General features: G+C 75.4%; 21 protein-coding genes. 12 read left to right on the plus strand and 9 right to left on the minus strand.

The window, feature by feature from the left end; all coding sequences use genetic code 11:
- Positions 1-409 precede the first annotated feature (409 nt).
- Together J0910_RS23470 and J0910_RS23475 are read left to right on the plus strand one after the other, a co-directional pair.
- Positions 410-940 carry a SigE family RNA polymerase sigma factor gene (locus J0910_RS23470; RefSeq protein WP_017594620.1) on the plus strand — a complete coding sequence of 177 codons (531 nt, stop codon included), beginning with the start codon at positions 410-412 and terminating at the stop codon, positions 938-940.
- Positions 937-1,686: a hypothetical protein gene (locus J0910_RS23475; RefSeq protein ID WP_420160704.1), complete on the plus strand. Its 750-nt coding sequence runs from the start codon at positions 937-939 to the stop codon at positions 1,684-1,686. Before J0910_RS23470 ends, J0910_RS23475 begins: the two co-directional genes overlap by 4 nt.
- A gap of 154 nt (positions 1,687-1,840) precedes the next feature.
- Here J0910_RS23475 and J0910_RS23480 read toward each other — a convergent pair whose 3' ends face one another.
- From J0910_RS23480 to hrcA, 3 genes are all read right to left on the minus strand, one after another.
- Positions 1,841-2,587, minus strand: a complete 747-nt coding sequence (locus J0910_RS23480) for a 16S rRNA (uracil(1498)-N(3))-methyltransferase (RefSeq protein ID WP_420160705.1) — start codon at positions 2,585-2,587, stop codon at positions 1,841-1,843.
- Between the two features lie 138 nt (positions 2,588-2,725).
- Positions 2,726-3,868 (minus strand): molecular chaperone DnaJ, encoded by a 1,143-nt coding sequence (dnaJ, locus tag J0910_RS23485; protein ID WP_420160706.1) that lies wholly within the window; start codon positions 3,866-3,868, stop codon positions 2,726-2,728.
- A gap of 3 nt (positions 3,869-3,871) precedes the next feature.
- On the minus strand, positions 3,872-4,885 hold the full coding sequence (gene hrcA / locus J0910_RS23490; RefSeq protein WP_420162066.1) for a heat-inducible transcriptional repressor HrcA: 1,014 nt from the start codon (positions 4,883-4,885) through the stop codon (positions 3,872-3,874).
- Between the two features lie 164 nt (positions 4,886-5,049).
- Between hrcA and J0910_RS23495 the strand changes: the two genes are divergently transcribed.
- From J0910_RS23495 to J0910_RS23510, 4 genes are all read left to right on the plus strand, one after another.
- Positions 5,050-5,676 (plus strand): hypothetical protein, encoded by a 627-nt coding sequence (locus J0910_RS23495; protein WP_420160707.1) that lies wholly within the window; start codon positions 5,050-5,052, stop codon positions 5,674-5,676.
- A 78-nt stretch (positions 5,677-5,754) separates the two neighbouring features.
- Entirely contained in the window at positions 5,755-6,561 is an 807-nt protein-coding gene (locus tag J0910_RS23500; protein ID WP_420162067.1) for a DUF3097 domain-containing protein, read from the plus strand.
- A gap of 92 nt (positions 6,562-6,653) precedes the next feature.
- The gene (locus tag J0910_RS23505; RefSeq protein ID WP_420160708.1) at positions 6,654-7,343 is read left to right on the plus strand and encodes a DUF4870 domain-containing protein; all 690 of its coding nucleotides are present in this window, start codon (positions 6,654-6,656) and stop codon (positions 7,341-7,343) included.
- A gap of 67 nt (positions 7,344-7,410) precedes the next feature.
- Positions 7,411-7,992 carry a DUF4870 domain-containing protein gene (locus J0910_RS23510; protein ID WP_420160709.1) on the plus strand — a complete coding sequence of 194 codons (582 nt, stop codon included), beginning with the start codon at positions 7,411-7,413 and terminating at the stop codon, positions 7,990-7,992.
- Between the two features lie 54 nt (positions 7,993-8,046).
- Here J0910_RS23510 and hemW read toward each other — a convergent pair whose 3' ends face one another.
- The 5 genes from hemW to J0910_RS23535 form a co-directional block, all read right to left on the minus strand.
- Positions 8,047-9,279: a radical SAM family heme chaperone HemW gene (hemW, locus tag J0910_RS23515; protein ID WP_420160710.1), complete on the minus strand. Its 1,233-nt coding sequence runs from the start codon at positions 9,277-9,279 to the stop codon at positions 8,047-8,049.
- A 50-nt stretch (positions 9,280-9,329) separates the two neighbouring features.
- The gene (locus J0910_RS23520) at positions 9,330-10,202 is read right to left on the minus strand and encodes a sugar ABC transporter permease (RefSeq protein WP_420160711.1); all 873 of its coding nucleotides are present in this window, start codon (positions 10,200-10,202) and stop codon (positions 9,330-9,332) included.
- On the minus strand, positions 10,202-11,785 hold the full coding sequence (locus J0910_RS23525) for an ABC transporter permease subunit (protein WP_420160712.1): 1,584 nt from the start codon (positions 11,783-11,785) through the stop codon (positions 10,202-10,204). Before J0910_RS23525 ends, J0910_RS23520 begins: the two co-directional genes overlap by 1 nt.
- A 3-nt stretch (positions 11,786-11,788) precedes the next feature.
- Positions 11,789-13,057 (minus strand): sugar ABC transporter substrate-binding protein, encoded by a 1,269-nt coding sequence (locus tag J0910_RS23530; RefSeq protein WP_420160713.1) that lies wholly within the window; start codon positions 13,055-13,057, stop codon positions 11,789-11,791.
- Positions 13,058-13,314: 257 nt separating this feature from the next.
- Complete coding sequence (locus J0910_RS23535; protein WP_420160714.1) at positions 13,315-14,931, minus strand: glycoside hydrolase family 13 protein; 1,617 nt, start codon at positions 14,929-14,931, stop codon at positions 13,315-13,317.
- 103 nt (positions 14,932-15,034) lie between these two features.
- Between J0910_RS23535 and J0910_RS23540 the strand changes: the two genes are divergently transcribed.
- Positions 15,035-16,075, plus strand: a complete 1,041-nt coding sequence (locus J0910_RS23540) for a LacI family DNA-binding transcriptional regulator (RefSeq protein WP_420160715.1) — start codon at positions 15,035-15,037, stop codon at positions 16,073-16,075.
- 62 nt (positions 16,076-16,137) lie between these two features.
- On the opposite strand, the gene lepA is transcribed toward J0910_RS23540, so the two are convergent.
- Positions 16,138-17,979 carry a translation elongation factor 4 gene (lepA, locus tag J0910_RS23545; protein WP_420160716.1) on the minus strand — a complete coding sequence of 614 codons (1,842 nt, stop codon included), beginning with the start codon at positions 17,977-17,979 and terminating at the stop codon, positions 16,138-16,140.
- A gap of 201 nt (positions 17,980-18,180) precedes the next feature.
- Between lepA and J0910_RS23550 the strand changes: the two genes are divergently transcribed.
- The 5 genes from J0910_RS23550 (at position 18,181) to J0910_RS23570 (ending at position 25,384) form a co-directional block, all read left to right on the plus strand.
- On the plus strand, positions 18,181-19,206 hold the full coding sequence (locus tag J0910_RS23550) for a hypothetical protein (protein ID WP_420160717.1): 1,026 nt from the start codon (positions 18,181-18,183) through the stop codon (positions 19,204-19,206).
- 209 nt (positions 19,207-19,415) lie between these two features.
- Positions 19,416-19,685: a 30S ribosomal protein S20 gene (gene rpsT / locus J0910_RS23555; protein ID WP_017594605.1), complete on the plus strand. Its 270-nt coding sequence runs from the start codon at positions 19,416-19,418 to the stop codon at positions 19,683-19,685.
- A gap of 154 nt (positions 19,686-19,839) precedes the next feature.
- On the plus strand, positions 19,840-20,847 hold the full coding sequence (locus J0910_RS23560) for a hypothetical protein (RefSeq protein WP_420160718.1): 1,008 nt from the start codon (positions 19,840-19,842) through the stop codon (positions 20,845-20,847).
- 503 nt (positions 20,848-21,350) lie between these two features.
- The gene (locus J0910_RS23565) at positions 21,351-22,562 is read left to right on the plus strand and encodes a ComEA family DNA-binding protein (protein WP_420160719.1); all 1,212 of its coding nucleotides are present in this window, start codon (positions 21,351-21,353) and stop codon (positions 22,560-22,562) included.
- 473 nt (positions 22,563-23,035) lie between these two features.
- On the plus strand, positions 23,036-25,384 hold the full coding sequence (locus tag J0910_RS23570) for a ComEC/Rec2 family competence protein (RefSeq protein ID WP_420160720.1): 2,349 nt from the start codon (positions 23,036-23,038) through the stop codon (positions 25,382-25,384).
- Positions 25,385-25,413: the final 29 nt, after the last annotated feature.

Here is a 25,413-nt window from a genome sequence, read left to right on the forward strand (position 1 = left end):
GCCGGCCGCGGAGCGGCCCTGCCGCCCCCCATCATGCCGCAGCACCGGCCCCTCGGGCCTCCCGATATCCCGGGCCGGGCGACATCGGCCGTTCGGGTCGCCCCCGCGCGCCGGCTCTTCTACGGTGGACCCTGGCCGGGGCGGCCGGTGCCGGACGGGCGGGTTTCGGGGAACTCGCCGCCGGGGAAGCCTTATCCCTGAATCGTCCGGCGATGACCGCCGTATCGGGCTATCGTGTGCTCCACGTGATATCGCCCGTGCCTTCCGGTTTCTCCGCTCCCGCTCGACGGGGACTGCGGCACGGCGGCGCGGAGGATGTGCCCTACCACACGACTCAACGAGAAGAACAGGTATGCCCTTTCGTAAACCCGGCGACAAGGGCGCGCGTCAAACCGACGTGACGGAGACCATGGTCGCGGGAAGGACCGCGGCGCCGACGACGATCGAGTGGAACGCCGACCAGGCCGTGACGCAGCTCTACAGCGAGCACTACCGGCCGCTCGTCAGGCTGGCCGCGCTCCTCGTGCGCGATCACGCCACCGCCGAAGAGGTGGTGCAGGACGCGTTCGTTGCGATGCACGGCGCCTGGCGCAGGCTGCGGGACCCCAACAAGGCGCTGTCCTATCTGCGCCAGTCGGTGGTCAACCGGGCCCGCTCGGTGCTGCGGCACCGGGCCGTCGTGGAGAAGCACGCCCCCAAGGCCCTGCCGGACGCCCCGAGCGCCGAGCACGGCGCCATGGGGGAGCTGGAGCGCGCCGCCGTGATCGAGGCGCTCCGCAAGCTGCCCACCCGGCAGCGCGAGGCCATCGTGCTGCGATACTACGGTGACCTGTCCGAGGCCCAGATCGCGAACGCGATGGGGATCAGCCGGGGCGCCGTCAAGAGCCATACCGCCCGCGGCATCGCGGCTCTCCGCTCGGTTCTGGAGCAGACGACATGACCGACCCGTTCGACGAGGGGATCGAAGAGCGCCTCCGCGCCGCACTGCGCGCCGAGGCCGGCTCCGTCGAGCCCTCCCCCGAAGCCCTCGCGGCGATCCGCGAGCGGACCGAGCGGCGCCTGCGCACCGGCTGGCTCGGCCTCCCCTGGCTGCGCCCCGCGCTCGCGGTCGGCGCCGCCGCGGCGATCGCCGGGACCGTGCTGATGGGCACCCCGCAGTTCCGCGACCAGCTGCTGCCCGCCTCCTTCGACACCCGTGCCGAGCAGGACCAGGAGGGCCCCCGCGACCTGGCCGTCTCCGAGCACGAGGCCAACGACGACACCCGGCCGGAGTCCGACCGCGAGTCGCCCGGCGCCGAGGACCCGGCCGACCGCGGGGAGGAGGACCGCCCCGGCGGCTCCGAGGACCCCTCCGAGGGTGAGTCCGGCGGCGCCTCGATCGCCTGTGTGACGCCCGAGCCGGACGGCACCGAGCCGTCCCCGTCGGCCTCCTCCCGGGACGGCGCCGAACAGGACCGGTCCACCCCGGAGGCCCCGGCGTGCGACCCGGAGGAGGGCTCCGGCGGCACCGACGGCGGGGGCGACGGCCACCCCGGCGAGAACCCCGACCCCGGCGGTGACGACGGCGGCGGAGACGGCGGCGGGAACCCCGAGCCCGGCGACGGCGGGGACGACGGCTCCCCCTCCCCCGACCCGGGCGGCGGCAAGCCCGACCCCGGCACCCCGCCGGACGTCCCGGTGGAGTAGCCCCGGACGGCCCCGCCTCCGTCCCCGGTGCCCGGAGCGGGCGCCCCGGGCACCGGGGAACCCCGGCGGGAGGCCCTGCTCCGGCCGGAGCGGCCGCCTGGGCCGGGGAGAGGCCTGCGGGCGGGAAGCCCGCCCCTCTGTCAGCGCCCCGGTCTCACCAGCGGCCGCAGCGGGACTGGAGGACCGAGAGGGCCGCGACGCCCGCGGTGGAGGTGCGCAGCACCGTGGGGCCGAGCAGCACGCGCACCGCGCCCGCCGCGTCGAAGGCGGACAGCTCGTCCGGGGAGACGCCGCCCTCGGGGCCGACGACCAGCACGGCCCCGCCCCCGGGGCCGGAGAGCCCGTCCGGGAGCGGCAGCGCGGAGAGCCGCTCGGCCGCCTCCTCGTGCAGGACCGCGCCGAGCGCGGCGCCGCCGAGCAGTTCGGCCACCCGGGCGGTGCCGGCCGGCGCGGTGACCTCCGGGACCCGGCTGCGGCGGGACTGCTTGGCCGCCTCCCGGGCCGCGGCGCGCCACTTGGCCAGGGCCTTCTCCGCGCGCTCCGGCTTCCACCGGGTCACGCAGCGCTCCGCCGCCCAGGGCACGATCCGGTCCACCCCGGCCTCGGTCATCATCTCCACCGCGAGCTCGCCCCGGTCGCCCTTGGGCAGCGCCTGCACCACGGTGATGCGCGGCGCCGGCTCGGGGTCGGTCCCCCGCTCCAGCACCTCGCAGACCACGGTGTCCTTGCCGACCTCGGCGACCGTGCACCGGGCCCGGGTGCCGGCCCCGTCCACCAGGTGCACGGTCTCGCCGACGGAGATCCGCCGGACCGTGGCCGCGTGCCGCCCCTCCGGGCCGCGCAGTACCGCCCGCGCGCCGTCGAGCGCACCTTCCTCGGCGAGGAAGACCGGAGCCGTCATCGTGTCGGGAACCTCCGTGCCGGTCCCGGGCGGAGCCGGGAGGAGATGGGAAGCGGGATGGGGGGAGCGGGGCGCCGGAGACGCCGAGGGGACCCGCCCGGCCTCGGGCCGGGGGATCCCCTGGGTTCCGGCGCCGGCTCAGCGGGCGCCGAAGGCGTCCCGCAGCCGGGAGAACAGGCCGCCGTGGCCCGGGCTGAACTTGCCCGGGGGCTTGTCCTCGCCGCGCAGCTCGGCGAACTTGCGGAGCAGGGCCTCCTGCTCCTCGTCCAGGCGGGCCGGGGTCTCCACGTCCACCTGGATCATCAGGTCGCCGCGGCCGCCGCCGTTGAGGTGCTTGACGCCCTTGTCCGCCAGCGTGATGACGTGCCCGGAGCCGGTGCCCGGCCGGAGGTCGATCTCCTCCGTGCCGTCCAGCGTCTCGAAGGTGAAGGAGGCGCCCAGCGCGGCGGCGGTCATCGGCACCGTGATGGTGCAGTGCAAGTCGTCGCCGCGGCGCTCGAAGACCGGGTGCGGTCGCTGGACGATCTCCAGGAAGATGTCGCCCCGCGGGCCGCCGTTGGGGCCGATCTCGCCCTCGCCGGCCAGCTGGATCTGGGTGCCGTCCTCGACGCCGGCCGGGATCTCCACATTGCGGGTGACCCGCTCGCGGATCCGGCCCTCGCCGGCGCAGTCGGCGCAGGGGTCGGTGATGACCGTGCCCATCCCGCTGCACTGCGGGCACGGCCGGGAGGTGCGGACCCTCCCGAGGAACGACTCCTGCTCCTGGATGATCTCGCCGTGCCCGTGGCACATGCCGCAGCTGGTGCGGGAGGTGCCGGCGGCGGTCCCCTCGCCCTGGCAGGTGCCGCAGAGCACCGCGGTGGGGAAGGCGATGTCCTTGGCCACGCCGAACGCGGCCTCGGCCAGGTCCAGTTCGATGCGGATCTTGATGCTGCGGCCGCGCCGCATCCGCTCCCGGGGGCTGCGCCGCGCGCGGGCCTGGCCGCCGAAGAAGGCGTTCATGATGTCGTCGAAGGGGGAGCCCGCGGCGCCGAAGCCGCCCGGTCCGAACCCTCCGCCGCCGGGCGCGAACGGGTCGGCGCCCAGGTCGAACATGCGGCGCTTCTCGTCGTCGGAGAGGACCTCGTAGGCCTGGGTCACCTCCTTGAAGCGCTCCTGGGTCTCAGGGTCCGGGTTCACGTCCGGATGCAGCTCCCGGGCGAGCCTGCGGTACGCCTTCTTGATCTCGTCCTTGGACGCGTCCCGGCGCACGCCGAGGATCTCGTAATAGTCTCTAGCCACTTACTACTGCCCCGCTAGTATCGAGCCGACGTACCGAGCCACCGCGCGTACCGCTCCCATCGTTCCCGGATAGTCCATTCGTGTCGGTCCCACGACGCCGAGCTTGGCCAGTGTCTGGTCGCCCACTCCGTAGCCGGCGGACACGATGGAGGTGCTTCTCAGGCTCTCATGGGAGTTCTCCGCACCGATGCGTACCGTGAGCATGGAGGGATCGCCCGCCTCCCCCAGCAAACGGATGAGGACCACGTTTTCTTCCAGCGCTTCGAGTACGTCCCGCAGGCTAGCGGAGAATCCCATGCCCGCGAGATTGGCGGTGCCGCTCATCACCACCTTCTCCTCGTGCCGCTCGACCAGGCTCTCCAGCAGGACCGACAGCACCGACGCCGCGAGCGGGCGATCCTGCGGATCGAGGGTCTCGGGCAGGTCGGCCACCGCGTCGGGGACCTCGTTCAGCCACTTGCCGGCCAGGGCCTGGTTGAGCGAGCGCCTCAGGTGCTCGACGGAGCCCTCGGAGACCCGGTCGAGACCGTCGATGACCCGCTGCTCGACCCTGCCGGTGTTGGTGATGAGGACCATCATGACCCGCTGCGGGCCGAGCGGAACCAGCTCCACGTGCTGCACCGACGACCTGGTGAGCGAGGGGTACTGCACGATCGCCACCTGCCGGGTGAGCTGCGCGAGCAGCCGCACCGTGCGGGCGACGATCTCGTCCAGGTCGACGGCCCCGCCGAGGAAGGTCTCGATCGCCCGGCGCTCGGGCGAGGACAGCGGCTTGACCGTGGACAGCCGGTCCACGAAGAGGCGGTAGCCCTTGTCCGTGGGGATCCGGCCGGCGCTGGTGTGCGGCTGGGCGATGTACCCCTCCTCCTCCAGCGCGACCATGTCGTTGCGGATGGTGGCCGGGGATACCCCCAGTGAGTGCCTATCGGCCAGCGCCTTCGATCCGACGGGCTCGTCCGTGGAGACGAAGTCCTCGACGATGGCGCGCAGGACCGCGAGCTTCCGGTCGTTCAGCACGCACTCACCTCCTGGCACTCCGTGGTCTTAAGTGCTAATTCTATGCCGCTTGGCAAAGCGGCCCTTGTCAAGCTCCTGGCCGGGCGTTGCCAGGGGCGGCCGGTACAGGCCGATCCGCTCTCCGGGTGTTGTACCTCACCGGGACGCGGCGGGATGATCCGGGCATGGTCCACCACCCCGCGGGAGGCCGTCCGACTCCGCCCCGGATCGACCCCTCCGAGCTCCGCCCCGGCCGCGCCCGGTACTGGATCGGCGGCGCCGCCATCGCGCTGGGCGGCATCGCCGGGCTGGTCGGGCTGGTGATCGGGGTCGTCATCGCCGCGCGGCCGCCGGACTTCGCCGGCCGGGCCGGACCGGGCGAGAGCACCTCCTTCGAGGTCGGCCCGGAGCAGGCCGGCTCCTCCTGGCCGCTCTACGCCGACGCCCCCGGCGCCGACCCCGCCTCCTGCTCGGTGGTCGACCCGGAGGGCGTCGACGTGCCGCTCGCCCCCTCGGCGGTGAGCCACAGCGTCCAGAACGGGGAGCAGTACTGGGAGAGCGTCGCGGCCTTCACCCCGCCCGACGCCGGCGCGTACACCCTGGGCTGCTCGGACGAGGCCGCGACCTACGCGGTCACCACGGGCGGCGGTGCCGCCGGGACCGGACCGGGCGTGCTGGGCGGCCTGGGCGCGGTGCTCCTGCTCCCGGTCGCCGGCCTGGCGGTCGGCCTGTTCCTCATCATCACCGCCCGCACCGGGCGCTCCCGGCACCGGCGGCGGCTGCTCGCCGAGCGCGGGCACCCGCCGTACTGACCCGGTTCGGGCTCCGCGGCCGCCCCCGGCACTACAATCCGGCGCGTGCCCAAGAGAAGCGACAGATACCGCGGCGACGTGCTCGCCGGCGACCCGCGGCGGCCCCGCAAGGGCGCCGTCGCCGAGGTCCCGCTGGAGGCCGGGCTGGTGCTGGAGACCGCCGACGAGGGGTTCTGCGGCGCCGTCACCGGCTGGGACAAGTCCACCGTCACCCTGGAGGACCGGCACGGCGCCACCCGCGTCTTCGACCTGGCCCCGGCGGCGTTCCTGCTGGACGGAGCGGTGGTGACCGCGGTCCGGCCCGCGGCCGCCGCCCCGTCCGGCCCGCTGCGGAGCGCCTCCGGCTCGATCGCGGTCCGCGGGGCGCGGGCCCGGGTCGCCCGGGAGAGCCGGATCTACGTCGAGGGCGCGCACGACGCCGAGCTGGTGGAGAAGGTCTGGGGCCACGACCTGCGCGTGGAGGGCGTGGCCGTGGAGTTCCTGGAGGGCGTGGACCGCCTGCCGGAGATCGTCGCCGAGTTCGCTCCGGGCCCGGAGCGCCGGCTCGGCGTCCTGGTCGACCACCTCGTCCCCGGCTCCAAGGAGAGCCGGATCGCGGAGCGGGTCTCCTCCCCCCACGTCCTAGTGACCGGCCACCCGTTCATCGACGTATGGCAGGCTGTGAAGCCGTCCGCGCTCGGCATCCGGGCCTGGCCCGAGGTGCCGCGGGGCGTCCCCTGGAAAGAGGGGGTGCTGCGGGCCCTGGGGAGCCGCGAGGAACCCGGGGAGGCGTGGCGGCGGATCCTGGGATCCGTGCGATCCTTCACCGACCTGGAACCAGAACTGCTCGGGCGCGTCGAAGAACTGATCGACTTCGTGACCGCGCCCCACGTGGTGGAAGATTAGGGGCCGGGACGGCGCAACCGCGCGGACGGCCCGCGGCGGCCGCGGGAACCGGCCCGGCCGCCGCCGATGGAAACGGCAAGCCAAGGGACGAGATGAGCGAGACCCCGCCCAACCAACCACAGCCCCAGCAGCCCCCGCAGGGGCCCGGGCCCGCCCAGGGCGGCGCGCCTGGACCGGGCACCGGCGGCCGGCCGGGGTACGCGCCGCCCCCGGCCCCGCAGCCCGGTCCGCAGCAGCCCGCCGGCCACCGGCCCCCCGGCGTCCCGCCGGGCTCGGGTCCGCAGCGGCCGCCGCACCCGCAGGGCGCCCCGGCCCCCCAGGGCGCACCGGGGTACGCCCCGCCGCCCGGTGCGCCCTACGGGGCTCCCCCGCAGGGGGCGCCGCTGCCGCCCCCGGGCGCGGCCCCGGCCCCCGGCGGCCCGGCGCCGTCCGCCGAGGACCCGGTGTGGGCGATGGTCGCCCACCTGTCCGGGTCCCTCGTGGCCTGCCTGGGCTGGGTGCCGCCGCTCGTCGTGTTCTCCAGCCGGAAGGACCGCTCCCCGTTCACCCGGCAGCACGCGGCCGAGGCGCTGAATTTCCAGCTCACCCTCTTGATCCCGTACGCGGTCTCGTGGATCGTCTACATCGTGCTGGCCCTGGTGGCACCGGAGGTCTCCTGGATCGGGTCCGTGCTGATCGCTCTGGTCTGGGCCCTGTCGATCGTGTTCGGGGTCCTCGCCGCCGTCCGCGCGAACAAGGGGGGTTGGTACCGCTATCCGGTGTCCCTGCGCCTGCTGAAGTGACCCGAGAAGGCGCGTACATCCCCCTTCCCCCGACCCGACCCGTTGTTGCTCCGAGGAGAAGCGAGCCATGTCCTACCCGCCTCAGCCCGGCCCCTACGGCGGCCAGCCCGGTTACGGCGCCCCCTCCGGCGGCCAGCCCGGCTACCCGCAGCAGCCGGGCCACCCCCCGCAGGGCTATCCGCAGCAGGGATACCCGCAGCAGGGCCAGCCCGGCTACCCCCAGCAGGGGTACCCGCAGCAGGGCGGCCAGCTGCCCCAGCCCTACCAGCAGCAGGGCGGCTACCAGCAGTACCAGCAGCAGGGCGGCGGCTACGGCCAGGGCCCCGGCCAGATGAGCCCCGACGAGCAGGGCACGGTGGCGCTGTGCCACATCGGCGGCGCGATCATCCCGCTGATCCCGATCATCATGTACTTCGTGAAGGGCGACGCCTCGCCGTTCGCCAAGCACCACCTCGGCCAGGCCGCCAACTTCCACCTGCTGATGGGGATCCTGCAGTTCATCAACGGGCTGCTGATGATCGTCCTGATCGGCATCCTCACCTGGATCATCACCCTGGTCGTCGCGATCATGCTGGGCGTCAAGGCGAACAACGCCGCCAAGCAGGGCGAGTGGTACAAGTACCCGATGGGCATCCCGATCGCGAAGTGACGGGCGGCTCCGCGGCGCCCGCACCGGGGCCGCCGCGGAGCCGCCGGTCCCGGCTCAGGTGAGGTCGCGGACCACCGCATCGGCCAGCAGGCGGCCGCGCCGGGTCAGTACGGCGCGGCCGTCGGCGTGTGCGGCGGCGTCCAGCAGCCCCTCGGCCACCGCCCGCTCGGCGGCGGCCCGCCCGGACCCGTCCAGCAGCTCCAGCGGGCAGCCCTCGGCGATCCGCAGCTCCAGCAGGATCCGCTCGAACCGCCGGTCCTCGGCGCCGAGCACCTCCCGGGCGTGCCCGGGCGAGGCGCCCGCGGCCAGCCGGGCCGCGTAGGCGGCCGGGTGCTTGACGTTCCACCACCGGGTCCCGCCGACGTGGCTGTGCGCGCCGGGGCCGACCCCCCACCAGTCCCCGCCGGTCCAGTAGAGCCGGTTGTGCGCGCTGCGCGCCGCGGCGCCGCGGGCCCAGTTGGACACCTCGTAGGCGCGCAGCCCGGCCTTCTCCAGCATCTCGTCGGCGATCAGGTACCGGTCGGCCAGCACGTCGTCGTCGCAGGGGGACAGCTCGCCGCGGCGGACCCGGGCGGCCAGCCGGGTGCCCTCCTCCACGATCAGCGAGTACGCCGAGACGTGGTCCGGGCCGGCCTCCAGCGCCGCCTCCAGCGAGGCCCGCCAGTCGTCGTCGGTCTCCCCCGGCGCCCCGTAGATGAGGTCCAGGTTGACGTGCTCGAACCCGGCCTCGCGCGCCCACTGCGCGCACTTCTGCGGCCGCCCGGGGGTGTGCGTGCGCTCCAGCACCTTCAGCACGTGCTCCCGCGCGCTCTGCATGCCGAAGGAGACCCGGGTGAAGCCGGCCTCGCGCAGCCGCGCCAGGTAGCCGGCGTCCACCGTCTCCGGGTTGGCCTCGGTGGTCACCTCGGCGCCGGGCGCCAGGCCGAACTCCTCGCCGATCGCGCGCAGCACCCGGCCCAGGTCCTCGGGGGGCAGCAGGGTGGGGGTGCCGCCGCCGACGAACACGGTGCGCACCGGCGCCCCGGCCGGCCCGAGCGCCCTGCGGGCGAACCGCACCTCCTGCTCGGCGAGGGCGGCGTAGCCCTCCCGGGTCGCGGTGGCCGATCCGTCCCGGGAGACCAGCTCCTCGGCGGTGTAGGTGTTGAAGTCGCAGTAGCCGCACCGGGTCACGCAGAACGGCACGTGCACGTAGACCCCGAAGGGGCGGTCCCCGAACCCGTCGAGGGCGGATGCGGGCAGGGCGCCGTCGGCCGGGACCGGCTCGCCGTCGAGCACTACAGAAGGCATGCCTCCAGTCTCCGCCATCCGCGCCGGTGCCCGGGACCGGCGCGGGCCGCTCACCCCTTGACGGCGCCCGAGGTCAGCCCCTCGGCGATGTGCCGCTGGAGGTACCAGAAGACCGCCAGGACCGGGGCGGCCAGCAGCAGGGTCCCGGCGGCGAACATCCCGAAGTCGGCGTCGCGCCGGTCGGCGACCATGGCGTACAGGCCGAGCGCGACGGTCTTGGAGTCGCCGTCCCGGAGGAAGACGCTGGCCATGATGAACTCGTTGACGGTGGAGATGAAGACGAGCAGCCCCACGATGGCCAGCACCGGGGCCACCAGCGGCAGCAGGATCCGGAAGAACAGCTGGGCGTGCGAGGCGCCGTCCACCCGGGCCGCCTCGTCCAGTTCGGCCGGGACCGTGTCGAAGAAGCCCTTCATCAGCCAGGTGTTGATGCTCAGCGCGCCGCCCAGGTAGACCAGGAGCAGCCCCCAGTGGGTGTCGAAGCCGATCTCCGGGCGCAGCTCGGTGACGGCGGAGAACATCAGGTAGATCGCGACGATCGCGAGGAACTGCGGGAACATCTGGATGACGAGCAGCCCGTAGAGGCCCGCCCGGCGGCCGGCGAACCGGAACCTGCTGAACGCGTAGGCCGCCAGCGCGGAGAGCAGCACCGTGGCCGCCGCGTTGCAGACCGCCAGCAGCAGCGAGTTGAGGTACCAGCGCGGGTAGCCGGTCTCGGTGAGCAGGCGCACGAAGTTGTCCGGGCCGACCCGCACCGGCAGCGGCTGCGAGCCGCTCAGCGTGCCCAGCGGGTCGAGCGCCGCGGAGACCACGAACAGGATCGGGAAGAGGGCGAACGCGGTCACCGCGAGGAGCAGCGCGTGCCGCCAGAGCCGGTCCAGGGTGCGCCGGGAGGGGCGGGCGGGGCGGGCGGTGGCCGCCATCAGCGGTTCACCTCTTCCAGGGAGGCGCTCTTGCGCAGGCCGGCGTAGGAGATCAGGGTGACGATGAGGAAGATGAGCACCGACACCGCCGCGGCGTAGCCGTACTCGGCGCCCTGCCCGCCGAAGGCCAGCCGGTAGGTGTAGGTGATCAGCAGGTCGGTGGAGCCGGCCGTCGGGCTGTCCGGCGGGAACGGCCCGCCCTCGGTGGTCAGCCAGATCGCATTAAAGTTGTTAAAGTTGAACGCGAACGTCGCGATCAACACCGGCGCCACCGCCACCATCAGCAGGGGCAGGGTGACGTGGCGGAACGCCTGCCGGGCGCCGGCCCCGTCGAGCCGCGCCGCCTGCACCAGCTCGCGCGGGATGGCCTGCAGCGCCCCGGTGCAGATCAGGAACATGTAGGGGAAGCCCAGCCAGATGTTGACGGTGAGCGCGACCGCGCGGGCGGTCCCGGTGCCGCCCAGCCAGTCGACTTCGGTGCCGAGCACCCGGTTGACCAGCCCGAAGTCGGCGTTGAACATGTCCCGCCAGAGCAGCATCATGGCGAACGCCGGCATCGCGTAGGGCAGGACCAGCAGCAGCCGGTACAGGGTGCGCCCGCGCAGCCGGTCCGGGGTGTGCAGGGCCAGTGCGACGGCCAGGCCGAGCACGAAGACGCCCAGCGTGGTGCCGGCGGCGAACGCGGTGTTCCAGCCGAGGATGGAGAGGAACGCCGAGGCGATGCCGGGGTCGGCGGCGATCCGCGCGTAGTTGTCCGCGCCGACGCCGACCCGCCACCCCTGGGAGAGCCGCTCGCCGCCCTCGGCGGCGAACACCCCGCGCCCGTCGTCGGCGGTGTAGACGGTCCCGGTCTCGGAGTCGGTGACGCAGTCGCAGCCGGCGCCGTAGACCCGGGCCGCGCGCCCCTCGTAGGCGGCGGAGAGCCCCTGGGCGCGGATGCCCGCGCCGTCGCCGGTCGGCACCGCGAGTCCGGCGACCTCCGCGCCGCGCCCGTTGGCCTGGGCGGCGGTCAGCGGGGTGTAGCCGTCCGCGTCCAGCACCCGGCCGGTCGGTCCGGTGCGCGCCCCCGGCAGCGGGGTCAGTCCCCCGGCGTCGCCGGCGTAGACCGCGCCGTCCTCCCCGGCCAGCAGGAAGACCAGCTCGCCGGAGGGGGAGTCGCCCTCGGCCGCGATGGTGAGGGCGAACTCGCGCCCGTCTGCGGTCCGGGTGACCGAGGAGGCCTCGATCCGGGCGATCGCCTCCTCCTTGGTGCCGCGGTGGCCGTCGCCGTGGTTGGTCGCCGAGGTGGCCACGGTGTACACCACCGGGACCACCTGGAAGGCGGTCAGCAGCAGCAGGCCCGGCAGCAGGTACTTGGCGGGCACCCGGCGCTCGGACAGGTAGACCCACCAGACGGCGCCGGTGACGGCGGCGGCCAGGCCCAGGCCGATCCAGTTCCGGGCCTCGTACAGCGGCCAGGCCGCCCAGGCGGCGATGCCGGACGACAGCGCCAGCATCGCGGCCTTGGCCAGGTGGCCGCCGAGCGGGCCGCGCGGTGCCAGGCCCCCGCCGGGCAGCGGCGGGGGCGTCTTCTCCGTCGCCACCGGTCAGCCGATCTGCTCGGAGACGGCCTTCTCGGCGGCGGCCACCGCCGATGCGGGGTCCTCGCCGCCGATGACCGCGGCCTGGGCCTTGCCGAACGGGTCCCACACGGCGCTCATCTCCGGGATGACCGGCATCGGGACGGCGTTCTCCGCCGCCTCGCGCATCGCCGCCAGGTCGGGGTCGGACTCCTGGTAGGCCTCGGAGACCTCGATCAGCGCCGGGGGCCGCGGGTCGGCCTCGTAGAGCGCCGAGGCCAGCTCTGGGGCGCCGACGCCGTTGACCGCGAACTCCTCGGCGAGCACCTTGTTCTCGCCCCCGGCGGCGACGAAGAAGGCCTGCACGCCGAGGAAGGGCGCGGCCTCCTCGGCGCCCTCGAAGCCGGGCACCGGGGAGACCGCGTAGTCGATCCCGGCGTCCTCGGCGCCGGCCAGCGACCACGGGCCGGTGACGTAGTAGGGGACGTCGCCGCCCTCGAAGAGGGAGGTGGCGTTGTCCGCGTCGATGGAGCGCTTCAGCACCCCCTCGCCCTCCTCGCCGAGCTCGGCGATCCGCTCCATCGCCTCGACCGAGGCGTCGGTGCCCACCCCCAGGTCGGCGGGGTCGGGGTCGCCGGCGTCGTCGGTGCCGAACAGGTACCCGCCGGCCGAGGTGTACAGCGGCTGCAGGTGGAAGGGGTCGCCGGTCTGGCCGACCTGGAGGGCCAGCGCCTCCTTCGCCTTCCCGTCCTCCCGCAGCGCCTTGCCGGTCTCCACCAGCTCCTCCATGGTGGCGGGGGCCTCCGGGGCCAGCTCGGTGTTGCGGAGCAGCAGCAGCGACTCCATCGCGTACGGCACGCCGTAGACCTGGTCCTGGTAGGTGACCGCGCCGATGGCGGCCGGGTCGTAGTCGGCCTCGGCGCCCTCGGGCAGCCGCACCGGGTCGATCGCGCCGTTCTGCACCAGGTTGCCGATCCAGTCGTGCGCGCCGACCACGATGTCGGGGCCGGATCCGGCCTCGTGCGCGGTGACGAAGTCGCCCTGCAGGGCGTCGGCGGGCAGCGCCTCGACCTTCACCTCGACCCCGTTGGCCTCGCCGAACTCCATCGCGAAGGGCTCCAGGACCTCGGCGCGCTCCGGGTCGGACCAGATGGTCAGGCTCCCCTGGGCGGCGGTCTCCCCTCCGCCGCCTCCGCCGCAGGCGGCGGCCGCCAGCAGCAGGGCCGCGGCGCCGGCCGGGGCTCCGGCGCGCCGGAGGGGCGCGGAGGGGGTCGTTCCGGGGGTTCGCAGTCTCATGGCTCTCCCTTGTCAAGGGCACCGCCGCGCGAATCCCCCCGAAATCGCACGGTCGTCGCTTTTTGCGGTGAAGTGACGCTAGCAAGTTTCCGCAAGATTTGAAAGAAATTGCAACGCCGTGGCGTCACGATCCGGAAACGGCACCGCGGCCCGGCGGGCCGCGGACCGCCCCGCCGCACCCTCCGGACACGCGAAGGCGGGGGCGCGGCGCGCCCCCGCGTCCGCGTCCTCCCCACCGCCGCGGCCCCCGCGGACCGCTAGCCCCGCCCGGCCTCCGGGACGAACCAGAGCGCCGTGTCCGGCGGCAGCAGCACCGCGCCGCCGCGCTCCTCCAGGTCACCGCTGGCCAGCAGGACCCGGTCCACCCCGGTCAGCTCGGCCTCCTCCGCCGAGAGGTTCACCGCGCAGCCGAAGCCCGCGCCGCGGCGGAACCGGAGCACGCCCTCCGGGGCGCCCTGCCACTCCAGCCCGTCCATGGCCGGCGCCCTGCCCGTCACCTCGCGGCGGATCCGCAGCGCCTCGGTGTAGAGCGCGAGGACCGATCCGGGGTCCTCGCGCTGGGCCGCGCGGCCCAGGCCGGCCCAGGCCGCGGGCGCCGGCAGCCACGGGCTGGAGCCGTCCGGGCCGAAGCCGTACGGCTCCCGGCCGCCCTCCCAGGGCAGCGGCACCCTGCAGCCGTCCCGGCCGCGCTCGGTGCGCCCGGACCGCTCCCAGGTCGGGTCCTGCAGCACCTCCTCCGGAAGGTCGGAGACCTCCGGCAGGCCCAGTTCCTCGCCCTGGTAGAGGTAGGCCGAGCCGGGCAGGCCGAGGGTGAGCAGGGCCGCCGCCCGCGCCCGGCGGAGCCCGCCGTCCGGACCGCCGAAGCGGGTCCGGTGCCGCACCACGTCGTGGTTGGAGAGCACCCAGGTGGTGGGGGCGCCGACCGCGGTGTTGGCCGCCAGCGAACCGTCGATCACCCGGGCCAGCGCCTCCGGGTCCCAGCCGGCCGAGAGGTACTCGAAGTTGAACGCCTGGTGCAGCTCGTCCGGGCGCAGGTAGCGGGCGACCCGCTCGGCGTCCTCCACCCACGCCTCGGCGACCAGCGCCCGCTCCCCGCCGTACGCCTCGACCAGCGCGCGCCACCTGCGGTGGATCTCGTGCACGCCGTCCTGGTCGAAGTAGGGCAGCCGGGTGCTCCCGTCCAGCAGGTCGGGCCGGGCGTCCTCGGCGATGTCGGGCAGGTCCGGGTCCTTGGCCATGCCGTGCGCGACGTCGATCCGGAACCCGTCCACCCCGCGGTCCAGCCAGAACCGGAGCACCGCGTCGAACTCCTCGCGCACCTCCTCATCGGTCCAGTCCAGGTCCGGCTGCTCGGGTGCGAACAGGTGCAGGTACCACTCCTCGGGGGTGCCGTCCGGCCGCTCCAGCCGGGTCCAGGCCGGGCCGCCGAAGATCGACCGCCAGTTGTTCGGCGGCTCCGCTCCCCCGGGTCCCCGGCCCGGCCGGAACACGTAGCGGGACCGCTCCGGCGACCCCGGTCCGGCGGCCACCGCCTCGGCGAACCAGCGGTGCTCGGAGGAGGTGTGGTTGGGGACGATGTCGATGATCACCTTGAGGCCGAGCCGGTGCGCCTTCTCCAGCAGGGCGTCGAAGTCCTTCAGCGTGCCGAACCGCGGGTCGACGTCGCGGTAGTCGGCCACGTCGTACCCGCCGTCGGCCATCGGCGACACGTAGAAGGGGGTGAGCCAGACCGCGTCCACCCCCAGTGCGGCCAGTTCGCCGAGGCGGTCCGCGGCACCGGCCAGGTCTCCGTCGCCGTCCCCGTCGGAGTCGGCGAAGCTGCGCACGTAGACCTGGTAGATGACGGCGTCCTGCCACCACTTGCGCTCGGGCATGCGGGGGTACCTCCATGGTTCGGCCGAACTCGCGAAAGATCTTGCGCAAGCTTACCGATCCCTTGCGTTCGGGCGAAGGGGCTTCTGCATTAGAGTGCTGCCCATGGCTCCACGACTCACGGACATCGCCCGGCACGCCGGCGTCAGCGAGGCCACGGTGTCCCGCGTCCTCAACGACAAGCCCGGGGTCGGAGCCGAGACCCGCAGGGCCGTCCTCACCGCGCTGGACGTCCTGGGCTACGAGCGGCCCGCGCGGCTGCGCAAGCGCTCGGCGGGGCTGGTCGGCATGGTCGTCCCGGAACTGGACAACCCGGTGTTCCCGATGTTCGCCCAGGAGGCGGAGAAGGCGCTGGGCCAGCACGGCTACACCCCGGTCCTGGGCACCCAGTCCCCCGGCGGCAACACCGAGGACGAGTACGTGGAGATGCTCCTGGAGCGCAACGTCGCCGGCATCGTCTTCGTCTCCGGCCTGCACGCCGACACCACCGCCGACCACGACCGGTACCGCCGGCTGGTCTCCCGCGGGCTGCCCATCGTGCTGGTGAACGGCTACGCCGAGGGCATCGGCGCGGCCTTCGTCTCCTGCGACGAGCGGGTCGCCGCGCGGCTGGCCGTGGACCACCTGGCCGCGCTCGGGCACACCCGGATCGGCTTCGCCAGCGGCCCGGAGCGGTTCGTCCCGGTGCAGCGCCGCCGGGCCGGCTACCTCGCCGCGATGGAGCGGCACGGGCTCGATCCCGAGGGCCTGGTCGCCCTCTCCCAGTACGGGGTGGAGGGCGGCTACGCCGCGGCGGTCCGGCTGCTGCGCGCCGGCGCCACCGCCATGGTGTGCGGCTCCGACCTGATGGCGCTGGGCGCGATCCGCGCCGCCCGGCAGCGCGGGCTCGCCGTGCCCGGCGACTTCTCCGCGGTCGGCTTCGACGACTCGGCGCTGATCGCGTTCACCGACCCGCCGCTGACCACCGTCCGCCAGCCGGTCAAGGCCATGGCGCACGCCTCGGTGCGCGCGCTCACCGACGCCATCAACGGCCACGAGGTCTCGCACGACGAGTACCTCTTCGACCCGGAGCTGGTGGTGCGCGCGTCGACGGCCGCCCCGCCCGCGTCCGCGCGCACCGCGGACCCGGCCGGAACGGCCGTCTGAGACCGCCCGCCGCCCGGCCGGGGCCGGGCGGCGGGGAGGGGCCCTCCCCGGAGGGGGCGCCCCTACTTCTTCTTCGCGTCCTCCTTGGCGTCCCCGCCGGTGGACAGCGCCGAGATGAACGCCTCCTGCGGGACCTCCACCCGGCCGACCATCTTCATCCGCTTCTTGCCCTCCTTCTGCTTCTCCAGCAGCTTGCGCTTGCGGCTGATGTCGCCGCCGTAGCACTTGGAGAGCACGTCCTTGCGGATGGCGCGGATGTTCTCCCGGGCGATCACCCGGGAGCCGATGGCCGCCTGCACCGGCACCTCGTACTGCTGCCGCGGGATGAGCTCGCGCAGCTTCTTGGTCATCTCCACGCCGTAGGAGTAGGCGTTGTCCCGGTGCACGATCGCGGAGAACGCGTCGACCGGCTCGCCCTGCAGCAGGATGTCGACCTTGACCAGGTCGGAGGCCTGGTCGCCGGTGGGCTCGTAGTCCAGCGAGGCGTACCCCTTGGTGCGCGACTTGAGCTGGTCGAAGAAGTCGAAGACGATCTCGGCCAGCGGCAGGGTGTAGCGCATCTCCACCCGGTCCTCGGAGAGGTAGTCCATGCCGAGCAGGCTGCCCCGCCGGGCCTGGCACAGCTCCATGATCGGGCCGACGAAGTCCGCCGGGGAGAGCAGCGTGGCCTTGACCACCGGCTCGAAGACCCGGTCGATCTTGCCCTCCGGGAACTCGCTGGGGTTGGTCACCACGTGCTCGGCGCCGTCCTCCATGACCACCTGGTAGACCACGTTGGGGGCGGTGGAGATGAGCGCCAGGTCGAACTCGCGCTCCAGCCGGGCCCGGGTGATCTCCAGGTGCAGCAGGCCGAGGAAGCCGCACCGGAAGCCGAAGCCCAGCGCCGCGGAGGTCTCCGGTTCGAAGACCAGCGCCGCGTCGTTGAGCTGCAGCTTCTCCAGGGCGTCGCGGAGGACCGGGTAGTCGGTCCCCTCGATCGGGTAGAGCCCGGAGAACACCATCGGCTTGGGGTCCTGGTAGCCGGAGAGCATCTCGGTGGCGCCGCCCGAGGCCGAGGTGACGGTGTCGCCGACCCGGGACTGCCGGACGTCCTTCACCCCGGTGATCAGGTAGCCCACTTCGCCCACGCCCAGGCCCGCCACCTTGGTCGGCTCCGGGGAGATGACCCCGACCTCCAGCGACTCGTGGGTGGCGCCGGTGGACATCATCTCGATCCGCTCGCGGGTGCCGAGGTGGCCGTCGACCACCCGGACGTAGGTGACCACGCCGCGGTAGGTGTCGTAGACCGAGTCGAAGATCATCGCCCGGGCCGGGGCGTCGGCGTCCCCGACCGGCGGCGGGACCTGCCGGACCAGCTCGTTCAGCAGCTCTTCGACGCCCTCGCCGGTCTTGGCGCTGACCTTGAGCACGTCGCCCGGCTCGCAGCCGATGATGCCGGCCAGCTCCTCGGCGTACTTCTCCGGCTGGGCCGCGGGCAGGTCGATCTTGTTCAGCACCGGGATGATGGCGAGGTCGTTGTCGAGCGCCATGTACAGGTTGGCCAGCGTCTGGGCCTCGATCCCCTGCGCCGCGTCGACCAGCAGGATCGCGCCCTCGCAGGCGGCGAGCGACCGGGACACCTCGTAGCTGAAGTCGACGTGCCCGGGGGTGTCGATCAGGTTCAGCACGTACTCGGTGTCGTCCAGGGCGGTGAACGGCAGGCGCACCGCCTGGGACTTGATGGTGATGCCCCGCTCGCGCTCGATGTCCATCCGGTCGAGGTACTGGGCGCGCATCTGCCGGTCCTCGACGATGCCGGACAACTGGAGCATGCGGTCGGCCAGCGTCGACTTGCCATGGTCGATGTGCGCGATGATGCAGAAGTTGCGGATCAGCGCGGGATCGGTCCGCTTCGGCTGTGCCACCGTGCTCCGTTCACGTCGTCGGCTTCCGCCCCCGCCCGTGCTCCCGGCCGCCGCGGGGCGGCACCGTGCACTGATGCGCGGGCACTGTCCTTCATGATCCCATGTCCCCCGGGACCGGGCGCCCGGGCGGGCGGCCGGCGGTATCCGGCGGGCGGGCGTCCGCTATCAGGCTATGGCACGGCCGAAGGGCGGGAGACACCGGTGAAGTGGCTGCTGAAGCGCGTACTGGCCGCATGTGCGGCGGTACTGGTCGTCGCGGTGGCCGCGGGAGCGCTGCTCGGCATGCGGTTCTCCGGCGAACCCGCGGCCTGGGCGGCCTCCGGCGGTGAGAACGGGGCCTGGCTGAGCGCCTCCTGGCTCTCCGGGGAGCGGAGCGCGGCGGACCGCGCGGAGCTGCGCGACCGGATCGCCCGGGGCGGGATCGCCGAGGTGTACGTGCAGGCCGGGGAGATCGGCGCGGACGGCTCGGTGCAGGGCGCGTACGGCTCCGCCGAGGCCCGGGACTTCCTCGCCTGGGCGGAGGAGGAGCTGCCGGAGACCGCGGTGCTGGGCCGGCTCCGGCACCGGGCCGACGGCTCCTCGCTGGTCGAGGACCGGTTCGACGAGGAGGCGCGGGCCCGGGTCGCCGCGGCCGCCGGCGAGGCGGCCGGGGCCGGCTTCGACGGGGTCCACCTGGACGTCAGCCCGGTGTCGGTGAACGACCCGTCGATGCCGCGGCTGCTGGACGCGGTCCGCGAGGAGATCGGCGGGGACTCGGTGCTGTCGGTGCAGGCGCTCCCGGTGGAGCTGGTCCCCGGCCTGCGGGTGCCCTACTTCGCGATCGACCGGGGCGAGCGCTACTGGTCCAAGGGCTACCTGCGGCGGATCGCCGAGCGGGCCGACATCGTGGTCGTCCCCGGGCACGGCTCCGGGATGCCGGTGTCCTCGATGTACGGCGGGTACATGGTGCGCCAGGTCGAGGAGGCGGTCGCGGCGCTGGAGCAGCGCGAGGGATCGGCCGGGACGGCGCTCCGCTTCGGCGTGCCCGGCTACGGCCCCGACGCGGCCGGGGAGTGGGGCGAGCCCTCCGGCGGGGAGAGCACCGAGACCGCGGTGCAGGCGGTGCGCATCGGCCTGACCAGGGCGGACCGCCGGGAGAACGTCGGCACCGCGCTCTATCCGCTGGACACCGCGCACGACGCGCAGTGGCGGGTTTATCTGGAAGAGTGGGTCGAACCCGCCGAATAGGGTCCGCCCCGGGGCCGGCGATGGTCCGGAACACCCCCGCGGCCGTTGCATAATGGAAGTCCGTGTCTCGGACGGTCCACGTTCGATCGAGCCCTTCGGACTCACAAACTCGGTGCCGGTTCTCGCCCGGCCTCCCGCGGAACGGCTGCCCGCGGACGGGGCCGCGTGTGTCGCCTCACTGATCGAAAGTTACTGGAGCACGTTTTCGCATGGCCAACATCAAGCAGCAGAAGAAGCGCATCCGGCAGAACGAGAAGGCCCGGATCCGGAACCGCGCGGTCAAGTCGTCCCTGAAGACGGCCGTCCGCAAGTTCCGCGAGGCCGCCGAGGCCGGGAACGTGGAGCAGGCCACCGAGCTGCAGCGCGCCGCCGCCCGCCAGCTGGACAAGGCCGCCAGCAAGGGCGTCATCCACAAGAACCAGGCCGCGAACCGCAAGAGCGCCATCGCCAAGCGCCTGGAGCAGGCCAAGAGCGCCTGACCTCGCACGTACCGCCGCGGGCGGGCCGCACCTCTCCGGTGCGACCCGCCCGTCGCCGTTCCGGCCCGGGGCCGCCCCCCTCCCCGGACGGGTTCTCTCCCCGGTTCCCGCGCGGCCCAGGACTCCCGGCCGGGGCTGATCTAGCCTGGGAGGGGTGGACGGCGTCGACTACACCCGGCTGCGCCTGGCCCTGTGGGAGGAGCCCGGAGCCAGGGGCGAGCTGTCCGCGTGGATCGAGGGGCGGCTGGCCGAGCGCGGCATCGAGCCGCTGCACGCCCCGCCCCGGGTCCGGGTCCGGCCCTGGTCGACGACGGCCCGGTTCGCCACCTCGCACGGCCCGGTCTGGTTCAAGGCCGACCCGCCCGAGTCCGCCTTCGAGGCGGCGCTGCTGGGCGCGCTGCACGCCTGGGTCCCCGGCAGGGTGCCCGCCCCCATCGCCGTGGACGCCAAGCGCGGCTGGTCCCTGCTGCCCGACGGCGGGGCCCCGATGGTCGGCCAGATGCGCTCCCTGCGCGACTTCGCGGTCTGGGAGTCGGTGCTGCGCGGCTACGCCGAGCTGCAGCGGGGGCTGACCGGGCGGGTCCGCGACATGCTCGTGCTGGGCGTCCCGGACCTGCGCCCGCCCGTGCTCGGCCACCGCCTGGACGGGCTCCTCTCCGACCCGGGCGTCGCCGCCGAGCTCGGCGAGGACCTTCCGGCGGTCGCCGCGTTCCGCGCCGGCCTGGACCGGTTCGCCGGCGCGCTGGCCGGCTCCGGGGTCCCCGCCTCGGTCGACCACTCCGACCTGAGCATGGGAAACGTGTTCCGGCACGCGGGCGGCTACCGGTTCATCGACTGGGGGGACGCCGCGGTCGCGCACCCGTTCACCAGCCTGCTCATCCCCTTCGACTTCATCTCCGCGGAGCTCTCCCCCGGCGTGCGGGTGCTGCGCCGGCTCCGCGACGCCTACCTCGAACCGTGGAGCGGCACCGCGCCGCCCGCGGACCTGCGCGCCGCGGTCCGCCGCGCGCTGCGCCTGGGCGCGATCTCCAGGGCGCTGGCCTGGACCCGCGTCTTCCCCGAACTCCGCGACGAGGTCCGCGGTGCCCACCTCCGCCAGACCGCCGCCTGGCTCCGCCGCCTGACCCGGCAGGACCTCCCCCCGGTCCCGGACCGGGCGTGACGGCCGCGGGGTCCCGCCGGACGCCGCCGCCCACCGGGCCGGTCCCGTGCGTTCGGCCGAGGCCCGCACGGCCGGGCCGGTGCGGCCCCTCATCTGCGGCACCCGCTCGAGACCGCCCGGCCTGCGGGGGCGTCCGGCCGGTCGGGGCGAGGGGGAGCGCCGTCCCGCCCGAAGCGCGCGGCGGCCGGCGCCGCCCGGGCGGCAGACCGGCGCGGGCGCCCCGTTCATCCTGGAAGGCGGCCGGCGGCCTGCGGCGGCAGACGCCCCGAGGCCGCCCGGACCGGGCGAGGCCGCCGGCTCCACGGGGCCGGAGGGAGGCTCGCGGGCCGGCCGGCCCGGGCGGGACGGTCCGGGCCCGGGGCCCGCCTCTCCTCCGGCGGAGCCCCGGGGGGCAGAGGCGGGACCGGGGCGGCCGTCCACAGGGGCTCACCGTCCACAGGGCTCTGTCCACAGCCGGAGAATCCGCTCCGCCACCGGGGCTCGGGGTCCTTAGCGTTGCCGGCATGCCGCTCTTCACCGACCGCCTCCGCCGCCCCCGCTCCGAGCCCGCCCCCTCCCGGGGCGACGACCCCGTCGGCGCCGCCCTGCGCCGGCTGCGGGCCGCCGCGCCCCGGCCGCTGCCCGGCCCTCCCGGGGAAGAGGGCGGGGCGCCCCCGACCGCCGAGGCCGCCGCCCCGGACACCTCCGCCATCCCGGCACCGCCCTACGCGGTTCCCGCCCGGTCCGCCCCGGTCTCCGGCGGCCTCCCCGCCGAACCGCTGCCCCGGCCCCGGCCCCGGCCGCCGCTGGACGCCCCGGACCGGGCCTCCCGCGGCAGACGCCCCGCCCGCGCGGAGCGCTCCGCCCGGGCCGCCCCGGATGCGGCCGCCGCCCGCAGACGCGCCGCGCCACCGGACGATGCCCGCGAACCCGCCGCACCGCCGGGCGGACCCCCGGGGCCCGCCGGAGGAGATCCGCCGCTCCCCCGCGGGTACGCCGAGGCTCCCTCCCGGGGCTCCCTGCTGGAGGAGGTCCTCGGCCGCCTCCCCGGGCGGGCGGAGGGCGAGCGCCCCCGGCTGGGCCGGCACGGCCTGGTCGCCCTCGCCGCGCTGTGCGCGCTGGCGGTGGCCGCCACCGCCTGGTTCGCTCTGCGCGCCCGCCCCGACGCCGAGGCCCTCCCCGGCCCGCGGGCCGACCCGGCCGCGGCCTCCTCAGCGCAGACCGCCCCGCCGCCGGACGGGCCTTCCGCGCCGGCCGCCGGCCCCGCGCCCCCGGCCGCGAACGGCAAGGTGACCGTGCACGTCGGCGGGGACGTGCGGAAGCCGGGGGTGATCACCCTCCCTGCCGGATCGCGGGTCACCGACGCGATCGACGCCGCCGGCGGCCTCGCCCCGGACGCCGATCCCGGGTCGCTGAACCTGGCCCGCCCGGTCGCCGACGGCGAGCAGATCCTGGTCGGCGAGGAGCACCAGCCGGAACCGCCCCCGCCGGGCGCTCCGGGGCCGCCGGGCGCGCCCGCCGGCCCGATCGACCTGAACACCGCGACCCCGGAGCAGCTCCAGGAACTCCCCGGCGTCGGACCGGTGCTCGCCGAGCGCATCATCGCCTTCCGCACCCGGAACGGCGGATTCGCCTCCGTCGGCCAGCTCCGCGACGTCAGCGGCATCGGCGAGAAGCGCTTCGCCGAACTCGAACCCCTGGTCCAGGTCGGCGGCGCCCCTCCCGCCCCGCCCTGACCCCCGTCCGGTCCCGCAGCGCCCCGGTCCCACCCCGGAGGAGAGGTAGAGAAGCGTGGAGCGTCCTCCCCGAGCAGCGCAGAAGGCCGCCGCCCACGTGGCGCCTCGGCCCCGCGCCTGCCTCCGTCGGGCCCCGACGCCCGCCTTCATCGGGAAGCCCCATCCCCACGACGACGTCGGGCTCCGGGCTGTCGCTTTCCCCGGCCCTGGACGCGCGTCCCGTGCGGGGCTGCAAGGCCGGCGGGCCGGGGCAAAGGCAACGGCCCGGAGCCCGACAAGGACGGGCGCGGGGCGGGCCGGCTGCAGGGCGGCCCGCGGCCGGACACTCCGGGCGGCCGGGCGCATATCCAACAGCCTCGGAGGCGGCCGGGGCGCCGGGGACCGCGCGGGGAGGGCGGGCGGCCCGCCGCTGCCGGGAGCGCCGCTCCGCGGCCGGGCGGCCCGCCTCGAGGGAACCGTCCGAAGGGAGTCCGATGAACCTGTTCGGGACCGATGCCCCGACCCGGGAGCGGGTGGCCGATGTCCGGCTGGCCGGTCCGGCCCTCGGGGTGTGGGCGGCCGCCGCGCTGCTCGGCGGCGGGAGCGCCCGGGCGGCGCTGTGCGCGGCCGGGGCCCTGCTGGCGTGCGCGCTCCTCGCCCTGGTCCCCGCGGTACGGCGGGCGGGGTGGGCGGCGGCGGTCGCGGCGGCGGCGCTCTGCTCGGCGACGTCCGCGCTGGCCTGCGGGGGGCGGCTCGCGGCGGTGGAGTCGTCCCCCGTCGCCGCGCTGGCGCGCACCGGCGGGGAGCTGACCGCCGAGGTGGAGGTCGCCGAGGTCCCGCGCCCCCGGAAGGGGCCCTCGTTCGGCGGCGGCCCCGGGTTCACCGTCCCGGCGCGCACCGTGTGGGCCGCCCCCGGCGAAGGGGCGGGGCGGGCGGCGATCCGGGTGCCCGTGGTGCTGCTCGTCTCGGGCGAGGAGTGGCGCGCCGTGCTGCCGAGCGAGCGGGTCCGGGTGAGCGGTCCGGTGCTGCCGGCCGGGCCGGGGACCGTGCACGGGCTGCTCCCGGTGCGCGGCCCTCCGGCCTCCACCGCCCCTCCGGTGCCGGCCCAGGCCTGGGCCGGCGGGTTCCGGGACCGGCTGCGCGCCGCGTCCGCCGGGCTTCCCGCCCCGGCCGACGCGCTGCTGCCCGCGTTCGTGGCCGGCGACGCCTCCGCCGTCCCGGAGGAGACCGCCGAGGACTTCCGGGCCGCCGGGATGACGCACCTGATGGTCGTCTCCGGCTCCCATCTGGCGCTGCTCACCGGTGCGGTGCTGGCCGCCGGGCGGTGGCTGCGCTGCCCTCCGTGGCCGACCGCGCTGGCCGGCGCGGGGCTCATCGGCGCCATGGTGCTGGTGGCGGGCCCCGGGCCCAGCGTGCTGCGGGCCGCGCTGATGGGGCTGATCGCCCTGCTGGCGACCGCGCTCGGCCGGGACCGCACCGGGCTGGCCGCGCTCTCCGCCGCGGTCATGGTCCTGGTGCTGTTCGACCCTGCGCTCGCCGTGTCCTACGGGTTCGCGCTGTCCGTCCTGGCCAGCGGCGGCATCATGGTCCTCGCCCCGGGCTGGAGCCGGCTGCTGGCCGCCCGGATGCCCGCCGCGGCGGCCGACGCGCTCGCCGTGGCCGCCGCCTCGCACCTGGCCTGCCTGCCGGTCCTGGTCCTGCTCCGGCCGGAGGTGGGCTGGGTGGCGGTGCCGGCCAACGCCGTTGCGGCGCCGCTCGTCCCGGTCGCGATGGTCGGCGGCTTCGGCACCGCCGCGGCCGCCCTGCTCTGGCCGGCCGGGGCGGCCGCCGCGGCGTGGGTCCCCGGCACGGCCGTGCTGCTGATCGCCCGGATCGCGGACGCGGCCTCCGGGGTCCCCTTCGCGGCGGTGCCGTGGCGGGGCGACGCCGTCGGCGCCGCCGGGCTCGCCGCCCTGGTCTCCGTGCTCCTGGTGGTGCGCGGGCGGGCCAGGGCGGCGCTGCTGGCGGTGGTGCTCTCCGCCGCGGCCACCACCTGCGCGGTGCCCGCCTGGCCGCCGCGCGGCTGGGCCGCGGTCCTGTGCGACGTCGGCCAGGGCGACGCGGCCGTGCTCTCCGTGGCTCCGGGGCGGGCCGCGGTGGTGGACACCGGCCAGGACCCGGGGCCGGTCGACCGCTGCCTGTCCGACCTGGGCGTGGACGGGATCCCGCTGCTGGTGCTCAGCCACGGCGACGCCGACCACGTCGGCGGGACGCCGGGGGCGCTGTCCGGCCGCCCGGTCGGCGGCGCGCTGGTCCCGGACGGCTTCGACGCGCCGGCGGCCTCGGCCGCGCTGGCCGCCTCGGGTGTCCGCCCGCGCACCGCCGCCTCCGGCGACGCCTGGACGCTCGGCCCGTGGACGCTGCGCGCGCTCTGGCCCCGCCCCTCCCCGGGAGCCGCCGATCCGGAGGACGGCAACGCGCGCAGCATCGTGCTGCACGCCCGCTGGGAGCCGCCGGGCGGCGGGGCGGCCGCACCGCTGACCCTGCTGCTCACCGGGGACGTCGAGGAGAGCGCCCAGCGCGCGCTGATGTCCGAGCCGCTGGTGCGCGGGGTCGACGTGCTCAAGACGCCGCACCACGGCGCGGGCGCCCAGGACCGCGGCTTCCTCCGGGCGACCCGGGCGCGCGCCGCCGTCACCTCGGTCGGCGCGGACAACCGCTACGGCCACCCGGCCCCGGAGACGGTCCGGGCGCTCGAATCGCTCACCCCCGCCCACTACCGCACCGACCTGCACGGCGACATCGCGGTCCTGCCCGGACCGGGCGGCCCCCGCATCGCCGCCCGCGGCCCGCTCGGCGGGTGAGACCGGCGGGGCCCACGCCCCCGGGGAGC

This window comes from Nocardiopsis oceanisediminis, assembly GCF_048595525.1.
Classification (GTDB): domain Bacteria; phylum Actinomycetota; class Actinomycetes; order Streptosporangiales; family Streptosporangiaceae; genus Nocardiopsis_A; species Nocardiopsis_A oceanisediminis.

Bases quoted from the DNA above. Each gene is read 5' to 3' on its own strand.
- J0910_RS23470 (WP_017594620.1), top strand. From the start codon at position 410: ATGGTCGCGGGAAGGACCGCGGCGCCGACGACGATCGAGTGGAACGCC.
- J0910_RS23475 (WP_420160704.1), top strand. From the start codon at position 937: ATGACCGACCCGTTCGACGAGGGGATCGAAGAGCGCCTCCGCGCCGCA.
- J0910_RS23480 (WP_420160705.1), bottom strand. From the start codon at position 2,587: ATGACGGCTCCGGTCTTCCTCGCCGAGGAAGGTGCGCTCGACGGCGCG.
- J0910_RS23495 (WP_420160707.1), top strand. From the start codon at position 5,050: ATGGTCCACCACCCCGCGGGAGGCCGTCCGACTCCGCCCCGGATCGAC.
- J0910_RS23505 (WP_420160708.1), top strand. From the start codon at position 6,654: ATGAGCGAGACCCCGCCCAACCAACCACAGCCCCAGCAGCCCCCGCAG.
- J0910_RS23510 (WP_420160709.1), top strand. From the start codon at position 7,411: ATGTCCTACCCGCCTCAGCCCGGCCCCTACGGCGGCCAGCCCGGTTAC.
- hemW (WP_420160710.1), bottom strand. From the start codon at position 9,279: ATGCCTTCTGTAGTGCTCGACGGCGAGCCGGTCCCGGCCGACGGCGCC.
- J0910_RS23520 (WP_420160711.1), bottom strand. From the start codon at position 10,202: ATGGCGGCCACCGCCCGCCCCGCCCGCCCCTCCCGGCGCACCCTGGAC.
- J0910_RS23530 (WP_420160713.1), bottom strand. From the start codon at position 13,057: ATGAGACTGCGAACCCCCGGAACGACCCCCTCCGCGCCCCTCCGGCGC.
- J0910_RS23535 (WP_420160714.1), bottom strand. From the start codon at position 14,931: ATGCCCGAGCGCAAGTGGTGGCAGGACGCCGTCATCTACCAGGTCTAC.
- J0910_RS23540 (WP_420160715.1), top strand. From the start codon at position 15,035: ATGGCTCCACGACTCACGGACATCGCCCGGCACGCCGGCGTCAGCGAG.
- rpsT (WP_017594605.1), top strand. From the start codon at position 19,416: ATGGCCAACATCAAGCAGCAGAAGAAGCGCATCCGGCAGAACGAGAAG.
- J0910_RS23565 (WP_420160719.1), top strand. From the start codon at position 21,351: ATGCCGCTCTTCACCGACCGCCTCCGCCGCCCCCGCTCCGAGCCCGCC.
- J0910_RS23570 (WP_420160720.1), top strand. From the start codon at position 23,036: ATGAACCTGTTCGGGACCGATGCCCCGACCCGGGAGCGGGTGGCCGAT.